This is a genomic window from Paenibacillus sp. E194, from assembly GCF_000935845.1.
Lineage (GTDB): Bacteria > Bacillota > Bacilli > Paenibacillales > Paenibacillaceae > Paenibacillus_B > Paenibacillus_B alvei_B.
This window is the reverse complement of the sequence record NZ_JMDX01000040.1, coordinates 1-16,881: the sequence shown is the minus strand read 5'-3', so window position 1 is coordinate 16,881 and position 16,881 is coordinate 1. Positions and strand designations below refer to the sequence as shown.

Below are 16,881 nucleotides of genomic sequence, written 5' to 3'. Positions count from 1 at the left end.
CTATCAGACAGGAACTGCCCATAATGTGGAGTCTATTTCTTCATATCCTCAATCGATTGAATATTAACATAAGAAGGGACGACGAGACCAATTTTGGTACCGTTCAAATTCGGGCCAAGATCGTCCACATTATTTTGGAAGCGCTCATAATAGTCCTTATGGGTAGTAGGCAGCCAAGCTGCAACAATTGCGTCAACGTCGCCATTGGCAACACCTGTCCACATTGGACCAGCCTCTACCTGAATCAGATCGACCTTATACCCGACTTCATTTTCTAATACGGATGCAATGATATTTGTACTCGCTATTTCGGAATCCCAAGCCACATATCCAAGCTTGAGCTTCTTACCCTCAACCTTGTCGACTCCGCTCGTCCAAGCCTGGACTTTGTCTGTATTCGCTTCGATCCAAGCCTTAGCTGCATCCTTCGGCTCCTGACCATCATGAATGTCCACCATTACCTTCGCCATGTCTTCAGCCGTCCATTCGAATAGATCCAATGTCTTGTACGCACTTGGCTCATCTTCCTTCAATCCCTTGCGAGCAATCGTATGAATCTCCTCATCGCCGCCGTAGATTCCCTTTGGATCCTCTAAGTATTTCAATTCATACTTCGCGAACATCCAATGTGGCGTCCAACCCGTAATAATGATAGGCTCCTGCTTCTTGATTGCTTTATCCAGAGCGGCAGTCATCGCCGCCCCGGAGCCTTCGATCAGCTTCCAATCGGTCAGATCATATTCCTTAAGAGCTGCTTCCGTCGATTGCATAATGCCTGCACCGGCATCAATTCCGATAATCTTATAATCAACCTGCTTCCCGATGCTGTCACCTGTTGAACTCGCGGTTCCATCATTGCCAGCCGTGCTGCTTGATGAGTCAGTGCATCCGGCCAAAGTCCAGCCTAACATAGCAACAAGTCCAACCAGCACCCAATACTTTGTACGACGCTGTTTCATTTCCATCACGCTCCTTGTTTATTCGTTTTCCGTTTTTTCAGCCATTGTTGAGAGAAACGATCTAAGATGATGGCTAACAGTACAACAGACAGTCCTGCCTCGAATCCCTTGCCGATTTTAAGCATTGTGACAGCCCGATAGACTTCGGTGCCAATCCCTTGTGCCCCGATCATGGATGCGATCACGACCATGGATAGCGTCAGCATGATGGTCTGATTCACGCCGGCCATTAGTGTCGGCATGGCTACGGGAAGCTGTACCTTCCATAAGGTCTGCATGGATGTAGAGCCGAACGCAGAAGCGGCTTCGATCATGTCGTGCGGAACTTGACGTATGCCGAGTTCAGTTAGACGAATGGTAGGAGGAACGGCAAAAATAATAGAGGCGATCACGCCAGGAACGATTCCTAGGCCGAATAGAAATACGGCGGGAAGCAGGTATACAAATGCCGGCATCGTCTGCATGAAGTCCAGTATTGGCTTAACAATGCGGGACAATCGGTCTATTTTCCCACAAGCGATGCCTAGCGGGACGCCGATGATGATTGATAGGATCGTGGCGACAATTACGAGTGCAAGTGTATTCATTGTGGGTTCCCAGTATCCAAGCCAGTCAATGATAAAGAGCCCGATAAGCGTAAGCAGCGATAGTGACCAGCGGCCGATGACAAAGGCAAGCAGTGCGGCCATGAAGATGAACACATAAGACGGTGGCAGCAAAAAGAGATCCGAGATGCCCTCAACGATTCGCTCAATCCATTTGGAGAGCAGTCGGAACCATCCATCTGCGTTCGTGCTTAGCCAATTGACGGCGTGCTCGACCCAATCACCGATTCTCAGCTGCATCGATTGTCACTCCTTCCGTAGAGCGACTGCTGTTGTCAGCGTTAGCTAAGGGTTTTAGGCGTTCGAGCCCTGATGAGGCAGTTGACATAGATTTCGTAGAATCATCCATCTCATTCGCTGAGTCAATTAGATTGCCTGCAAGCGCTCCGAGTACGGCACCGCGTACGATGGCGCCCATCAGCTTGCCATCAGGATCGACAACAGCAATGGGAAGCTTCGCTTCGCCAGATAGAGCTAGGAGCTCATGAAGAACAATAGAGGGAGGTACGATGGGAACGTCGATGTGCATGACTTGTTGCAAGGATAGGCCTCTGCGTGCTGCCTCGCTAGCCTGTTCGGCTGTAACGACTCCTTGAAGGGACTTATCCTTTCCGACGACGAACAGTGTGGAAATACCGATATCCCTCATTAATTGCAGCGCCACTCGCGGCCCGCGATCTAAGGATATCGTCTCTGGCCTGCGCATAATATGCGAGGCGGTAAGGACTTTGGATAAGTCTACGCCTTCAACGAATCGCTCTACATATTCGTCAGCAGGCTGCATCAACATTTGCTCAGGGGTTCCAATCTGAATAAGCTTGCCGTCTTTCAGCAAGGCGATGCGATCGCCGATGCGCAGCGCTTCATCCAAGTCATGGGTAATGAAAATGATGGTTTTGTGCATTTTCTGCTGCAGGGCAAGCAGTTCATCCTGCATATCGCGGCGGATTAACGGATCTAGTGCACTGAATGCTTCATCCATAAGGAGGATATCTGGATTATTAGCTAAGGCACGTGCCAATCCAACTCGCTGCTGCATGCCGCCGCTCAGTTCTTCCGGGTATTTGTCTTCCCAGCCACCTAGGCCAACGAGCTCTAGCGCTTCAGTCGCCTTGCGGTAGCGATGTTCCTTGGAGAGACCTTGTATTTCGAGGCCATATGCGGCATTGTCAAGCACAGTACGGTGGGGGAAGAGTGCGAATTTCTGAAATACCATCCCAATTGTCCTTCGCCTCACCTCTCGCAAATCGCCTGCATTCAGTCTCGAAATATTGCGATCCTTCAGCCAGATTTCACCTGAGGTTGGCTCAATGAGTCGGTTTAGCATGCGCACGAGTGTGGATTTGCCACTGCCGGACAAACCCATAATAACGAAGATTTCTCCTTTTTCCACGGCAAAGGATACCTGGTTCACAGCTACGGTCGCTTGTTTTTCTGTGGCGAGCCGCTCTCTTGACCACCCTTGTTGCAGTAGAGTGAGTGCTTTTTGTTCGTGCTGTCCAAATATTTTAGTCACTTGGTTGACCTTGATCATGGACAATCCTGTCACCTCTCTTGCGTATGGAATTGAGCGTTGTTTACGCTGTATCCATTTTAACCCTTGGAAAAAACAGAGAACAACCATGAAAACAGTTTGTAAGATACGTTCAGAAAAAACTTTACGAACTAATTCTTTCGAATACTCCAATATGCTAAATATTGCTATCCTATTTGCTTCTTTACAATTTGTTCCTATTCTCTTACAATGTTCGTGGAACATAGAGAATGAGCTTTTACAGCAATGTTCGACAAATATATATAGGGCGGTTTCGAATCGGTCTGCCAGTGCTGCAGGGATAGGATTCGGTACAGGAGGAATGACTCATGACTACGTTCGCACAGTTGACACAGGAGCAGAAGAGCGCCGTGGAGAAGGCTCGCAATCGTGTCATTGAAGCGATCGGACAAAATATGGACTTGTACGGGATGACCCATTCTACTGGGCATTTGTACGGCCTGCTGTTCTTCAGCGATCATCCGATGACGTTGGATGACATGAAGCAGGAGATGGAGATGAGCAAGACAAGCATGAGTACGGGCGTTCGCACACTTGTGGACATGAAGATGGTGCATAAAGTGTGGGAGAAGGGGACGCGCAAGGATTTATATGAGGCAGAACAGGATTGGCATCAGACATTTGCTGATTACTTCGGTCTGAAATGGAGAAAAGCTGTAGAGATGAACTTGTCTGCGATTCGGCGTTCAGTCAAAGAGCTGGAACTGCTGCGCGGCAGCTCGGAGGATGAACAGCTTGCGGCAGTCATTGCGAAGGATATCGCCAAGATGGAGCAGGCGGAAGCGTATTATGGATGGCTTAATCAATTGATAGATGCGTTTGAATCCGGTGATATCTTTACGTATATCCCGAAGCACGAACGATAGTCGTCCGTTTAGATATGAATCTGGGAAAGAGCGGTGGAGAGTGGTGCATCGCTCTTTTTTTGCTTCCGAATTTTCCCTAATCATTGTCTCTTCTACCTAAATGCTATATTATATATATTAAATTAATAATTAAGGATGATCTAAATGAGCTATGATTCTCGATCGCCGCTATATTTGCAAGTTCAGCGATATATTGAGGATATGATTCATACGAAACAATTGAAGACGAATGATCGGATTCCGACAGAGAAGGAACTGATGGAGCAGTTCCAAGTTAGCCGCATTACAGTTGTGAATGCGCTTGCAGCTCTTGTGAAGGAAGGGTTGATTTATCGAGTCCCCGGAAGAGGCAGCTTCGTAGCGGAGCAGAAATCAATTGGCTCCAGCTCGATACGTGAAGAGCAAGCTGGAGGTACAGAAGGACTGGATGTCAATGGAGCAGGCTCTGGAAGCCAGGAACGAAGACGAAATGTAGTCGGATTTATGATGCCGACATTGGATGATTATTTTGCGATGCGGCTTATTAATTCGATTCAGCAGACGTTGAACGAGCGTGGATACTCTCTAATCGTGGCCTTTAGCGGAGGCTCGAAGGAGCGGGAAGAGCAGCAAATTCGGGAGATGCTGGACATGGGCATATCAGGCTTGCTGTTATTCCCTGTGGATGAAGATATCTACAATGAAGAAATATTGTCATTGAAGGTAAATGGGTTCCCATTCGTGCTTATCGATCGATATTTGCCTGGAGTGGACACCCATTATGTATGCTCGGACAACCGCAAAGGCGCGGAGATGGCAGTAGCTCATTTATGGGAACTCGGTCACCGGAATATTGTGATCTGCACAGATGCGTTCCGAGATTGTGTGAGTGTGCAGGATCGCATAGCAGGGTATATGAATGAATATCAGAGACGGGGGGCCATGATCAATCCGGCACTCATTCTAACGGATTTTACGCTTCCTGTCGGAGAGGAAGCCGATGATTCTGTACTTGCTCGATATATGAAGAGTGAGATGGCCACTGCGTATATTGCGCTGCATGGCAAGCTTGGCATGCGCATGCATCAGATCGCGAAGCGGGCGGGACTGAGAGTGCCAGAGGATATCTCGATCGTAACGTTTGATGATCCGGAGCACTTGGAGGAGCGAGAGACATTCTTTAGTCATATTTATCAGAATGAAGCACAGATTGGACGCCGTGCCGCTACGATATTAGCGGATATTATGGAGCGCCCTGATCAGGAAGGTCTAACCGGCAAGGAAGCGTACCACAAGGTTATCCTCGAGCCTCATTTCGTAAATAGACGTTCAACTGGTCCATGCCTGAGCGAACAATAACTTCTGCATTAGCCTACACAAAACCGTCAATCTCTGCGGCAAGCGGAGATTGACGGCTTCATCAATCGGGTAAATCCTACATAGTACGTGTTCAAAAAAGGACTTTTTGAACAACCTCTACATAGAGCTAAACGTGAATTTGGACTAAGGTCAGTACGGAGAAGAAGTGAGCAACGGAACCTGCAAGCACAAATAGATGCCATATCATATGATGGAAGGGGAAACCTCTCCATACGTAGAATATAGTGCCTAGTGTATATAGGATACCGCCAATGATCAGCATCGTCAGTCCGAAGGATGGCATAGCCTCTGTCAGTGGATGCCACGCCCACACGATCAACCACCCCATAGCAATATAGAGAAGCGTGGACATGAAGAGGAATCGCTTCGTGAAGAAGGCTTTGAATACGACGCCTCCGATAGCAATGAACCATACGATGGCGAACAGTGTCCAACCGATAAGCTTAGGCAATGCAATTAAGACAAGCGGTGTATAAGTGCCTGCGATGAATAAATAGATGGATGCGTGATCGAAGGTCTCGAACAAGTCCTTTACTTTCCTTCAGGAAAGCTGTGCACCAATGTCGACGAGGTATACAAGAGAAGCATCGATATGCCATAAATCGTAAAGCTGACGACATGGATGGGTTGTCCATACAATGAGGCGAATACGATAAGCAGTGTCAGGGCAGCTATGCTCATAACGACTCCAATGCCGTGCGTAATCGCGTTAGCGATTTCTTCGCCGCGCGAATAGGTGTGAGTGTTAGCCATACGGCGGCACCTTCCTTTCTGTGGGATCCGTCCAATCGGATCTGCTTATTCATATTGTATCGAAGCAGGGAAGAAGCTGCAAATGATCAATGGCACTTTTCGAAAAGATAACAAATTCGTGGAGATACAAATAGATTAGATGTCGTTAAATAACAACAGCGCCGTCATCTACCCGTTTCCGGCATAGGCTTCGGCGCTGCTCTGCTTTCTTATTCGGCACGACTTGTGTATACGGCTTCCGTGTCCAGCTTCCCCGCAGTAAGCTCGGGTCTAAATGTCCTGCGCGCTCTGACTTGCGGCGCTTGTTGGATGTCTTGCTCATGATATCCCTCCTATATGTTCATCTCACACAGCATAACTGCTGCCAACGGAAAAATCAATAACCGTGAGTCCTAAGTAAGGATCAAGGATGGCACTTCTTTCTCTTTATAAGGGTAGTACAACGATAAAGGAGTTGTATGAAAATGATTATTCGGACGAGGAAAGATGAAATCGTATGCATTGCACAGCACGACCATGGATATTTATCCGGCGAAATCGCTTCGAAGTTCCGCACGGAATTGCTTGGTAGCTGTGACAAATATGAGGATGCCGTATATGCTGCCTACGAGCATGATTGCAGTTGGATCGGACTTGACGATAAACCAATTTGGAATGACGCACAACAGGAGCCGTATACATTCATGGATTATCCGATGTCCTTAAAGCTTGTGTTCTATCGAAAGGGGCTGGACGATATCGAGACAGCCAATCCATATGCCAGCCTATTGTGCAGCAAGCATTTCGCCTCTTTCTTTCATGTAGAGGAGCAGCAGGACGTAATCGAATTTCTCCAGCATGAACGGCAGCGTCAGCAGCGAATTAGGGAACAGGTTGTGGATTTGTCGGATTCGACGATAGCCAATCATTTTCGAATGCTTCAATTTTGCGATGATCTGTCCCTGTATGTGTGCTTGAATGAGCCAGGAGTACAAAAAGCAGAAGAGTTCCCTTGGTACCAGGACGGCTTCGAGCGCACAGAGCCTTTTAATATGGAATCAGGTGAGCAATTGCAAGCCGAGTGGCTGGATGACAGGACGATTCGGGTAACTCCAACTCCATTTACGGAACCGTTTACCGCCGTGTTATCTTATAAAGTTGTAGCCAAGGAGCAAATAAACAAGTCAGGGATTGCCAGCGCCTATAAGGAGGCTGAACGGAGAGAGCAGGTCATTCATATCACATAAAATTTATTCATAAAGGTAATGAAGGGATTTACGAGGGGAATGTCGTCTTATGAAGTGACGCATGGATAACGAAATAGGGGTAACAATGGGAAAGTAAAGGGAGGTAGAGGAGCTTGAATAGTAGAAGTATTAAGGCGCTCTCATTAATCGGCTTCGGTATTTTGCTGATGCTGGTTACATGGAGCGGATGGGGCGCTGAGAAGTTTGCAACTGCGGGGAGCATATTCGGTTATTTTTGGCCAACATTGTTTGTCATCCCACTCGGTTTGTTTTTTCATTTTATGTTCTTCTTTGTCACCAAGAGGCGTGCAGCGGGGCTGCTTATACCTGGCGGGATCTTGATCGTTAGCGGTGTGGTATGTCAAATCGGGATGCTGTTCGATGCATTCGGTACGGTATGGCCTGGATTTCCGCTTGCGGTGGCCTTCGGCTTATTTGAATTTTATATCATGGGGAACCGGAATAAATGGCTCCTGATTCCGATATGTATTCTGACCTGTGTTTCGCTTTTGTTCTTTGCCGTCTTCTCATTAAGCGCGTTTGCAAGCTCTTCCCTAATCGGGATTACATTAGCAGCGCTCCTTATTGTGGGTGGATCAGCGATGCTGTGCAAAAAACCGGAGATTTCGGATTTTTAAGCCTATACATACGGATTTTTTGAGCAAAAGGGATAGGGATTATTGCCCCAAATACGAGATAGCGGTGTACGCTGATGATCTGATGATCGCGGTGTCACCGCTTTATTTTTTGACCAGTCAAAAATTCATAAAAGCTTGCATAAGTGCTCAATCGACCTTGAATGGCCCTGTACCTTTCAGGTTTTTTTTAGTTTTTTATGGCATGGGATATAACATAAATCACACATTTCATATAAAAATTTGTCCAAATATTGACATTAGTTATGACGGCGTGATAATATAACGTTAAAATAACGTACCATAGAAAAAACGTATTATAAATGTTCAATTATGTTGAGAAACTCAACGATTTCGAATTGAAAAAACTCCAGCATTTAGCACGGCCCTGTGCATCTACGTGATCTTTACAACGCATACATACGCGACATCTCCACATCTAAGCCATCAGGCAGCAGCGCTCAGCCACGAGGGCAAGCGCATTCACATTTATCCTTCCAGATGAAACACAGCAACAGACTAGAAACGAATTTTCTAGAAGCAGCTGAGCGAATACCTAACATGTCTTGATATCACAAGAGAGCCTTGAAAGCCTTATATCTAAACAACTCGCCAATACGCTTTTTATCTAATTATTATATTGAAAGCGCAATCAATACCAATTATTGTTGCAAAGGAGCGAGGTTGGATGAAACTGTTTTTTTCGATTTTTATGGTTTGCTCACTGTTGCTGACAGCATGTGGGAACTCAGACGAACCGAAGGACATGGGTAAGGATGCAGTCGGCAAAAAGATGATCAAAATCGGCATTGCGCAGTTCGCGGATCATCCTTCGCTGGATGGGGCGAGAGAAGGCTTTTTGCAGGCGCTGAAGGACGCTGGGTACGAGGAAAATGTTAATTTGCAAGTTGATTTCCACAATGCGCAGGGGGACATGAACAACAATCTCACGATCGCTCAAAAGCTGGTGGGTGATAAAAATGACCTCATTTTGGCAATCGCTACACCGACCGCACAGGCGGTTGTGAAGGCGACGAAAGACATTCCCGTGCTGTTCACGGCTGTGACGGATCCGGTTGCATCGAAGCTGGTCAACAGTCTTGAAAAGCCAGGAGGCAATGTGACGGGCACGCGCGACACGAATCCAGACTCGATCAAGAAGACAATGGAGACGATGAAGAAGTTTTTCCCTGAGGCCCGCAAGGTAGGCGTTATCTACAATTCCGGGGAGCAGAACTCTGTCGTCAACATCGCCAACGTGAAGCAGGTGCTGAAAGATGGCGGATTGGAGACGGTAGAGTCCACCGTTACGAACAGTTCGGAGGTGAAGCAGGCTGCCGATTCGTTGGTAGGCCGTGTGGATATCATCTATCTCCCGTCTGATAATACGGTCATTTCGGCGCTAAGCTCAGTCATTTCGGTCGCTAATGACAAGGACATTCCGCTTTTCTGCGAGAGCAGTGAATCGGTTGGGGAAGGCGCGTTCGCATCAATTGGATTTAAATATTATGATCTTGGCTACGCGACAGGTGAGATGGCTGTGAAGGTACTGAAGGGCACATTGCCGGCAGACATTCCCGTTGAGGTGTCCAAGAAGTTAGATCTGATGATTAACCCGAAGGCGGCGGAAGCGCAAGGAATCAAATTGACGGAAAAGATGACACAAGGCGCAATCCTGATAGAGAAATAAGTCGTTCCAAATTAGGAGGATGCTATCGTGCTATATGCGCTGACAGGTTCTTTGGAAGCAGGGGTCATTTACGCGTTAATGGCTCTAGGCGTTTACGTTACGTTTCGAATTCTCGACTTTCCCGATTTGACCGTCGATGGCAGCTTTGCCACTGGAGGAGCCGTGGCAGCAGTCATGATTACATCCGGCTATTCCCCGCTGCTCGCTACATTGGGGGCGCTGCTGGCAGGATGTGTGGCAGGAACCGTGACCGGACTGCTCCATACGAAAGGGAAAATCAATACGCTGCTGTCCGGTATTATTTCGATGATTGCTTTATATTCGATTAATTTGCGGATTATGGGCAAGGCGAATACACCGCTGCTGGGGGAAAGCACTCTATTCACACAGCTCAAATCCTTCTTGTCCAGTCTGCAGCCGCTTTCGATTTTGGCAGCCGTAGGGATATTCGTTCTGCTCATCAAATGGGCCATTGACTGGTTTTTGGATACAGAGATTGGCCTCGCGATTCGGGCCACCGGCGACAATGTGAAAATGGTCCGCAGCCTCTCCGCAAACACCGACAATATGAAAATTATCGGGCTGAGCCTGTCTAATGGATTGGTAGCGCTATCCGGCGCGCTTTTCGCCCAATATCAGGAGTTTGCGGATGTCTCAATGGGAATCGGCATTATCATCATCGGTTTGGCCTCCGTCATTATGGGGGAAGCCGTGTTCGGTCATGCTTCCATTCGGCGGGCAACCTTCGCCGTAATCGGAGGAGCTATTGTCTATCGCCTCATTATTATGCTGGCACTCCGCATCGGGTTGAATCCGAATGACCTGAAGCTGCTAACCGCTGTCATTGTGGTCGCCGCCCTTGTCATGTCACGGGTTCTAACAACATGGAAAGAAAGGCGGATGAGATCCTTTCAAGAAGATGCTCCACACCTGTCCATCGACCACGGAGCAAGGGGGGAAAGTCATGCTGAAACTTGAGGGGATTCGAAAAGTGTTCAACCGCAGGACGGCGAGCGAGAAAATTGCTCTGCAACATATAAATTTGACGCTTCGGGAGGGTGAATTCATAACGATTATCGGCTCTAATGGGGCAGGCAAGTCCACGCTGATGAATATGATCTCGGGCGGGATGACTCCAGATAGCGGCATCATTGAAATTGACGGCGAGAACGTTACCAGCCTCTCTGAATTCGAGCGCTCGCGCAAGATTGGACGCGTGTTCCAAGACCCGATGGCCGGCACGGCGCCAACGATGACGATTGAGGAGAATCTCGCGGTTGCTTACTCGCGTGACAGAGGACGCACCCTGCACCGGGGTGTGAACAAGAAGCGAAAGGATCTGTTCCGCGAGAGCCTTGCCTCGCTGCACCTAGGGCTCGAGAATCGGCTGTCAGCTAAGGCCGGACTGCTGTCAGGCGGAGAACGTCAGGCGCTTAGCCTGCTGATGGCGACCTTCACGCAGCCGAAGGTGCTGCTGCTGGATGAGCATACGGCTGCGCTTGATCCGGCACGGGCGCAATTGATTACAGCGCTGACGAAGGAGGTCGTCGAGCGTTCCAACTTCACGACGCTGATGGTAACGCACAATATGCAGCAAGCCATCGAGCTCGGCAACCGCCTGATTATGATGGACGCAGGCCAGATTATTTTGGATGTGCCGGAGGAGGAAAAGAAGCATTTGACGATTGAGGTATTGTTGAAAAAATTTGCCCAGTTGAAGGGAGTCGCGGATGACCGCTTGCTGTTGGGATAGCTAAAAAAGGGAAAGGGAGCGGTATTGATGATTCAAAGTCAGGGGCATCCGTCTGCCTCGCCAGTTATAGAGAAGGCAGGAAAGAGAATGCGGCATGAAGATATGCGCGGGCTGCTTGAGCCGTATCAAGTGCTTGAACCCTATCAGGTGCTGGCGCCGGACGGAGAGCTTCGCCACCCTACCGAGGGAGCCATTGACGAGGATCTAGCAATAAAAATGTACGAGAACATGATGCTGACAAGAATGTTCGATCGGAAGGCGGTCAACCTGCAAAGGCAGGGCCGAATGGGCACGTACGCCCCATATGAGGGCCAGGAAGCCTCGCAGGTTGGGAGTGCACTGGCACTGTCCCCCAATGATTGGTTGTTTCCCAGCTATCGCGATCATGCTGCTGCGATTACGCACGGGCAGGCGCCCAGCAGGGTGCTGCTTTATTGGATGGGCCATATGGAAGGCTCGATCAGTCCGGAAGGCCGCCATATTATGCCGCCGTGCGTGCCGATAGCCACGCATTTGACGCATGCCGTAGGCACATCGTGGGCCGCTAAGCTGAAGGGGGAGAAGCAGGCGAGCATCGTGTACTTTGGCGAAGGGGCAACCTCGGAAGGAGACTTCCATGAGGCCTTGAATTTTGCCGGGGTATATCAGACAGCCACTGTATTCTTTTGCCAGAATAACGGCTACGCCATCAGCGTGCCGTTCCATGCGCAGTCCGCTTCCCGAACGATCGCCCAGCGTGCGGCTGCTTACGACATGCCGGGTGTACGAGTGGATGGTAACGATGTGTTCGCCGTCTGGCTGACCGTACGCGAAGCGATTGAACGCGGCTTGAACGGCGGCGGACCGACGCTTATCGAGGCAGTCACCTTCCGTTACGGGCCGCATACGACCAGCGACGATCCGCGCAAATATCGGGATCAAGCCCGGCTATCTGCCGAGTGGAGGGAGCAGCGCGATCCAATAGAGCGCTTGAAGCGGTATCTCGTGAAGAGGGGAATTTGGGGACAGGAGCATGAGGAGCGTCTGGTGGATCGGCTCAGCGGCCTTATCGAGGCCGCGGTTACAGAGGCGGAGAACTATCCGAATTCCCAGCCTGAAGATATGTTCATGCACGTAAACGCTGACATGCTGTGGCCTGTGGCTGAGCAGCGGGATCAGAGCGGCCTGTGTGCGGAAAGGCAGGGTGAAGCATGAGCCGGAACTTAACGATCTTGCAAGCGATTAATGAAGCACTTGATCAGAAGCTGGCGGACGATCAGCGCGTCATGCTGACAGGGGAAGACATTGGCGTCAACGGTGGTGTGTTCCGGGCAACGGAAGGACTGTTCGAGAAGTATGGCCAGGAGCGGGTTGTGGATACGCCGCTGGCTGAAGCCGGCATTATTGGCTCGGCAATCGGGCTGGCGCTGAATGGTTTCATTCCAGTCGTTGAAATTCAGTTTTTGGCCTTCATTTATCCCGGCTTCGAGCAGATCGTCACACATGCGGCCCGCATGCGGTATCGGACGCGGGGTCAGTACAACGTCCCTCTTGTTATCCGCACGCCATACGGCGCGGGAATTAGAGGGCCAGAGCTTCATTCGGAGAGTGTGGAAGCATTCTTCGTTCATACGCCCGGGCTTAAGGTGGTCGTACCGAGCAATCCTTATGATGCCAAGGGGTTACTTGTTAGTGCCATTGAGGATCCCGATCCGGTCGTATTTTTGGAACCGGCAAGGATTTACCGGGCATTCAAGGCAGAAGTGCCGGAAGAGATGTACCGCATTCCGCTAGGGAAGGCGAACATCGTCCGGGAAGGCACAGATGTGACGCTGATTTCATGGGGGGCCATGATGCGGGTGGCGCTTGAAGCGGTGCGGCAGCTGGAGCAGGAGAAGGGCTGGTCTTGTGAGGTCATCGATCTCCGCTCGTTGTATCCGCTTGATCGGGATGCAATTGCGGCATCCGTAAAGAAAACAGGCCGCGCGATAATTGTTCATGAGGCGCAGAAAACGGCCGGCGTCGGAGCAGAAATTGTTTCGCTGATCAATGACGAAGCGCTGATGTATTTGCGGGCTCCGATTCAGCGAATTACTGGCTTTGATGTGCCAGTTCCGCAGTTCTCGCTCGAGGATGTCTATGTTCCGACGGTCGGGCGGGTAAGAGAAGGAATCGCTGCAGCGATACAGTTCTGACCGTTCAGGAGGAGGAACGCGAATGATAGAGTTCAAGCTTCCCGACGTAGGAGAAGGCATCCACGAAGGGGAGATCGGAAAATGGCTCATTAAGGAAGGGGAATGGGTGGCCTGCGATCAGCCGATCGTTGAGGTGCAGACGGACAAAGTGAACGCCGAGCTGACCGCTCCGGCGGCCGGCGTAGTGCGCAAGCTGATGTTCGCCGAGGGTGCCGGAGTTCGAGTAGGCGAGGTATTGTTCCTTCTCGAAGCGGAGGGGCGCATTCCTGCGGTGGAAGCGGGTAAGGCGGAACAGGCGGCTTCAGTGGCAGCGGTTGTCAACGCTCCTTCGCCATCACCAGCAGAGGCCTTGCCATTGTTTGCAGCGGCATCGCCGTCGGTGTCTGCTGGATTACCTGCGGGAAGAGTGCGCGCAGCTCCCTATGTTCGCCAGCTTGCGCGGCAGTTGAATGTCGACATCGAGCAGGTGAAGGGAAGTGGAGCTGCCGGGCGGATATTCGAAGAGGACGTGCGGCGTTATGCTGCTGCGGGCACGACCAAGGAAGCGGAAGGGGCAGACCTGACGTGGAAAAATGCGGTTCAGCCTGCACTGGAGCGAACGGCTTCCGCTGTCCAGCCGCAGAATGCCGCTGCCAGGTTGCAAGGGGCCGCACCGACTTCTTGCACAGAGGAACGGCTTCCGCTACGCGGCATTCGATTGAAGATCGCCGAAAGGCTGGTTAAGGCAGCGACCATCATCCCGCATGTCACGCAGGTGGATGAACTGGAAGCCGATGCCCTGCAGGCGCTGCGTGAGCGGCTTCGGCCGCTGGCGGCCGAACGGCAGGTGAAGTTGACATACTTGCCGTTTTTCATCAAGGCAATTGTCATCGCACTTAAGGAATTCCCATTCTTCAACGCTTCGCTTGACGACGAGACGAAGGAAATTGTATTGAAGCGTTATTATCACATTGGGATTGCGACCGATACACCGGACGGTCTTATTGTTCCGGTTATTCGGGACGCTGACCGGAAGACAGTATTTGAGCTGGCAGAAGAAATTGGGCGGTTGTCGGAGCGGGCGCGGGAAGGAAAGCTGAAGCTTGAGGAAATTACTGGCGGTACCTTCACGATCAGCAATGTCGGTCCGATTGGCAGTCTGCTCGCAACGCCGATCATTAACCATCCGGAGGCGGCCATCCTGGCGCTGCACAAAATGGAGCCGCGGATGGTCGTCCGCAATGGGGAAGGTGTTATCCGCCTCATGATGAATATGGCGCTTTCCTTCGACCATCGGCTTATCGATGGGGCAGAGGCGATTCGATTCACGAATCGGATCAAAAGGCTGCTAGAGCAGCCTGACTTATTATGGGCGGAGATGGTATAGATGGTCGTCGGTGAAATTGCAGTAGAAACGGATGTTGTTGTCATAGGCGGCGGGCCCGGCGGCTATACGTCAGCGATCCGGCTGGGCCAGTTGGGCAAATCGGTCGTGTTGGTGGAAAAGGAGCAGCTCGGCGGTGTTTGTCTTCATTCGGGCTGCATTCCGTCCAAGGCGCTGATTCATGCGGCCGGATTGTATGACGAAGCCAGATCAGCTTCCAAGCTGGGACTGCGGTTGGAGCCTGGGGCTCTTTCCTTCAATATGTCCGATTGGCAGTTGTGGAAGTCCGGCATTGTCGGCAGGCTGGGAAACGGAGTGGCGCATCTCTGCGCCGCTAACGGGGTTACGGTCGTGAAGGGGAGCGCAGTCTTCCTGTCTGATGACCGCGTCGGGGTAGAGACGGAATCCAGCTTCGAGACCTACAAGTTCAAGCAGGCGGTTATCGCGACAGGATCGCGGCCGCATCTCCCAGCATTCGCTGCGGCCGGTGGTTCCCGCATCCTCACTTCCACGGGGGCGCTGGAATCGGACAGTATACCGGAGCATTTAGTCATTATCGGGAGCGGCTATATTGGCATTGAGTTGGGCATGGCATTCGCCAAGCTTGGATGCCGCGTCACACTTATTGAGCGCGAGGAGCGAATTCTCCCGCTTGTGGAAGGCAGCCTCTCTGCGGAAGTGAAGCGGCGCGCCGGCAAGCTAGGGATGGTCATCAAGATGGGCACGGAAGTGCGCGCGGTTATTGAGCATGATGATTATGCCGAGCTGCGACTCGAATCGAGGCAGCAAGTGGAGGATAGAGTCCTCTGCGACAAGGTGCTTGTGACAGTCGGACGCATGCCGAACACAGAAGGACTCGGTCTCAGTCAGGCCGGGGTACGTATAGATGAGCGCGGCTATGTTCCGGTCGATGCGGAATGTCGAACCAATGTGCGCCACATTTTCGCAATTGGTGATATTACGCCAGGGCCTGCTCTCGCTCATCGAGCCGCGAGGCAGGGCACGGTCGCCGCGGAGGTGATCGGCGGATTGCCGAGTGCTTTCGACTCGCCGTATGTGCCGTACGTTATTTTTTCTGACCCGCAAATTGCCGGAGTGGGATTGACGCGGGCGGAAGCCGAGCGGCAGGGCATGAAGGTGAAGACGGGCCGCTTCCCTTTCCGTGCCAACGGATACGCATTGGCGGCCGGGAAGACAGACGGTTTTGCGGAAGTAGTCATCGAAGAGGATTCCAGCTTGCTGCTGGGCATGCATGCGGTGGGTGCAGATGCCGGCAGCTTGATTGGTCAGGGCGTCCTCGCCCTCGAAATGGCTGCGAGAGCGGAGGATGTGGCTATGACGGTGCATCCGCACCCGACGCTCAGTGAAGGCTGGCTGGAAGCCGCCGCCGCCGCTTTGGGGCATGCCATACACATTGTGAACGAGAGGAGGCTGGAAGATGAGTAATCGGAAGGGCCAGGATGGATCGCTGGACGACGAGCGTTTGGCGCATTTTCTGAACCGAATTGACCGGGGCGACAAGATTGAAGCGGACGATTGGATGCCAGACGATTACCGCAACCAGTTGATTAAGCTGATATCGATGCATGGCGTTAGTGAAATAATGGGGGCGCTGCCGGAGAAGGAATGGGTTCCGAAGGCGCCGACGTTGCGCCGCAAACTGGCGATTATGGCCAAGGTGCAGGATGAGATGGGACATGGACAGCTGCTGCTGCGGGTCGCGGAGGATTTAATGGCGCCGCTTGGTCAGACCCGTGAGGATCTGCTGCGCAATCTGTTCTCGGGAAAGCTGAAATTCCACAACGTGTTCCATATGGAGGCGCCCACATGGGCCGATGCAGGCGTCATCGCCTGGCTCGTCGACGGCGCTGCGATCATTACCCAGTCTATGTCGCTCGAGACATCCTACGCGCCATATGCCCGCGCGCTCCAGCGCATATGTG

The 16,881-nt window shown here is 51.2% G+C and carries 16 protein-coding genes and 1 pseudogene; 12 read left to right on the top strand and 5 right to left on the bottom strand.

The annotated features are described in order from the left end of the window. Positions 1–32 precede the first annotated feature (32 nt). From AZ66_RS08050 to AZ66_RS08040, 3 genes are read right to left on the bottom strand one after another with little or no spacing between them, the layout of a single operon-like run. Positions 33–959 carry a glycine betaine ABC transporter substrate-binding protein gene (locus AZ66_RS08050; RefSeq protein WP_044354373.1) on the bottom strand — a complete coding sequence of 309 codons (927 nt, stop codon included), beginning with the start codon at positions 957–959 and terminating at the stop codon, positions 33–35. 5 nt (positions 960–964) lie between these two features. After that, positions 965–1,804 carry an ABC transporter permease gene (locus AZ66_RS08045; protein ID WP_044354360.1) on the bottom strand — a complete coding sequence of 280 codons (840 nt, stop codon included), beginning with the start codon at positions 1,802–1,804 and terminating at the stop codon, positions 965–967. Further along, positions 1,785–3,104 (bottom strand): quaternary amine ABC transporter ATP-binding protein, encoded by a 1,320-nt coding sequence (locus tag AZ66_RS08040; RefSeq protein WP_269433064.1) that lies wholly within the window; start codon positions 3,102–3,104, stop codon positions 1,785–1,787. The genes AZ66_RS08045 and AZ66_RS08040 overlap by 20 nt, the downstream gene beginning before the upstream one ends. Positions 3,105–3,427: 323 nt before the next feature. Between AZ66_RS08040 and AZ66_RS08035 the strand changes: the two genes are divergently transcribed. Together AZ66_RS08035 and AZ66_RS08030 are read left to right on the top strand one after the other, a co-directional pair. Further along, a complete protein-coding gene (locus AZ66_RS08035) occupies positions 3,428–3,985 on the top strand; it encodes a GbsR/MarR family transcriptional regulator (protein WP_021256954.1) in 558 nt (185 codons plus the stop codon). Positions 3,986–4,129: 144 nt separating this feature from the next. After that, on the top strand, positions 4,130–5,323 hold the full coding sequence (locus AZ66_RS08030; RefSeq protein ID WP_044354359.1) for a GntR family transcriptional regulator: 1,194 nt from the start codon (positions 4,130–4,132) through the stop codon (positions 5,321–5,323). 127 nt (positions 5,324–5,450) lie between these two features. Here AZ66_RS08030 and trhA read toward each other — a convergent pair. Both trhA and AZ66_RS31805 read right to left on the bottom strand, forming a co-directional pair. Then, positions 5,451–6,097 (bottom strand): annotated as a pseudogene (gene trhA / locus AZ66_RS08025) (PAQR family membrane homeostasis protein TrhA). Positions 6,098–6,242: 145 nt separating this feature from the next. Next, positions 6,243–6,419, bottom strand: a complete 177-nt coding sequence (locus AZ66_RS31805; RefSeq protein WP_021260603.1) for a hypothetical protein — start codon at positions 6,417–6,419, stop codon at positions 6,243–6,245. A gap of 142 nt (positions 6,420–6,561) precedes the next feature. Here AZ66_RS31805 and AZ66_RS08020 point away from each other — a divergent pair, with 142 nt between their 5' ends. From AZ66_RS08020 to AZ66_RS07975, 10 genes are all read left to right on the top strand, one after another. Further along, entirely contained in the window at positions 6,562–7,323 is a 762-nt protein-coding gene (locus AZ66_RS08020; protein ID WP_044354357.1) for a DUF3891 family protein, read from the top strand. A gap of 113 nt (positions 7,324–7,436) precedes the next feature. Next, positions 7,437–7,961, top strand: a complete 525-nt coding sequence (locus AZ66_RS08015; RefSeq protein WP_021260601.1) for a hypothetical protein — start codon at positions 7,437–7,439, stop codon at positions 7,959–7,961. 685 nt (positions 7,962–8,646) lie between these two features. Next, entirely contained in the window at positions 8,647–9,648 is a 1,002-nt protein-coding gene (locus AZ66_RS08010) for an ABC transporter substrate-binding protein (RefSeq protein ID WP_044354355.1), read from the top strand. Between the two features lie 27 nt (positions 9,649–9,675). Further along, complete coding sequence (locus AZ66_RS08005) at positions 9,676–10,626, top strand: ABC transporter permease (protein ID WP_044354354.1); 951 nt, start codon at positions 9,676–9,678, stop codon at positions 10,624–10,626. Continuing rightward, the gene (locus AZ66_RS08000) at positions 10,613–11,401 is read left to right on the top strand and encodes an ABC transporter ATP-binding protein (protein ID WP_021260597.1); all 789 of its coding nucleotides are present in this window, start codon (positions 10,613–10,615) and stop codon (positions 11,399–11,401) included. The genes AZ66_RS08005 and AZ66_RS08000 overlap by 14 nt, the downstream gene beginning before the upstream one ends. Before the next feature lie 87 nt (positions 11,402–11,488). Then, positions 11,489–12,595, top strand: a complete 1,107-nt coding sequence (pdhA, locus tag AZ66_RS07995; RefSeq protein WP_442950278.1) for a thiamine pyrophosphate-dependent dehydrogenase E1 component subunit alpha — start codon at positions 11,489–11,491, stop codon at positions 12,593–12,595. Then, on the top strand, positions 12,592–13,575 hold the full coding sequence (locus tag AZ66_RS07990; protein WP_044354353.1) for an alpha-ketoacid dehydrogenase subunit beta: 984 nt from the start codon (positions 12,592–12,594) through the stop codon (positions 13,573–13,575). Before pdhA ends, AZ66_RS07990 begins: the two co-directional genes overlap by 4 nt. Positions 13,576–13,597: 22 nt before the next feature. Next, positions 13,598–14,941, top strand: a complete 1,344-nt coding sequence (locus tag AZ66_RS07985; protein WP_044354352.1) for a dihydrolipoamide acetyltransferase family protein — start codon at positions 13,598–13,600, stop codon at positions 14,939–14,941. Further along, on the top strand, positions 14,942–16,384 hold the full coding sequence (gene lpdA, locus AZ66_RS07980; protein ID WP_044354351.1) for a dihydrolipoyl dehydrogenase: 1,443 nt from the start codon (positions 14,942–14,944) through the stop codon (positions 16,382–16,384). Further along, positions 16,377–16,881 (top strand): Phenylacetic acid catabolic protein (locus tag AZ66_RS07975; protein ID WP_044354350.1); only part of this gene is annotated, 505 nt, incomplete at its 3' end. The genes lpdA and AZ66_RS07975, both read left to right, overlap by 8 nt.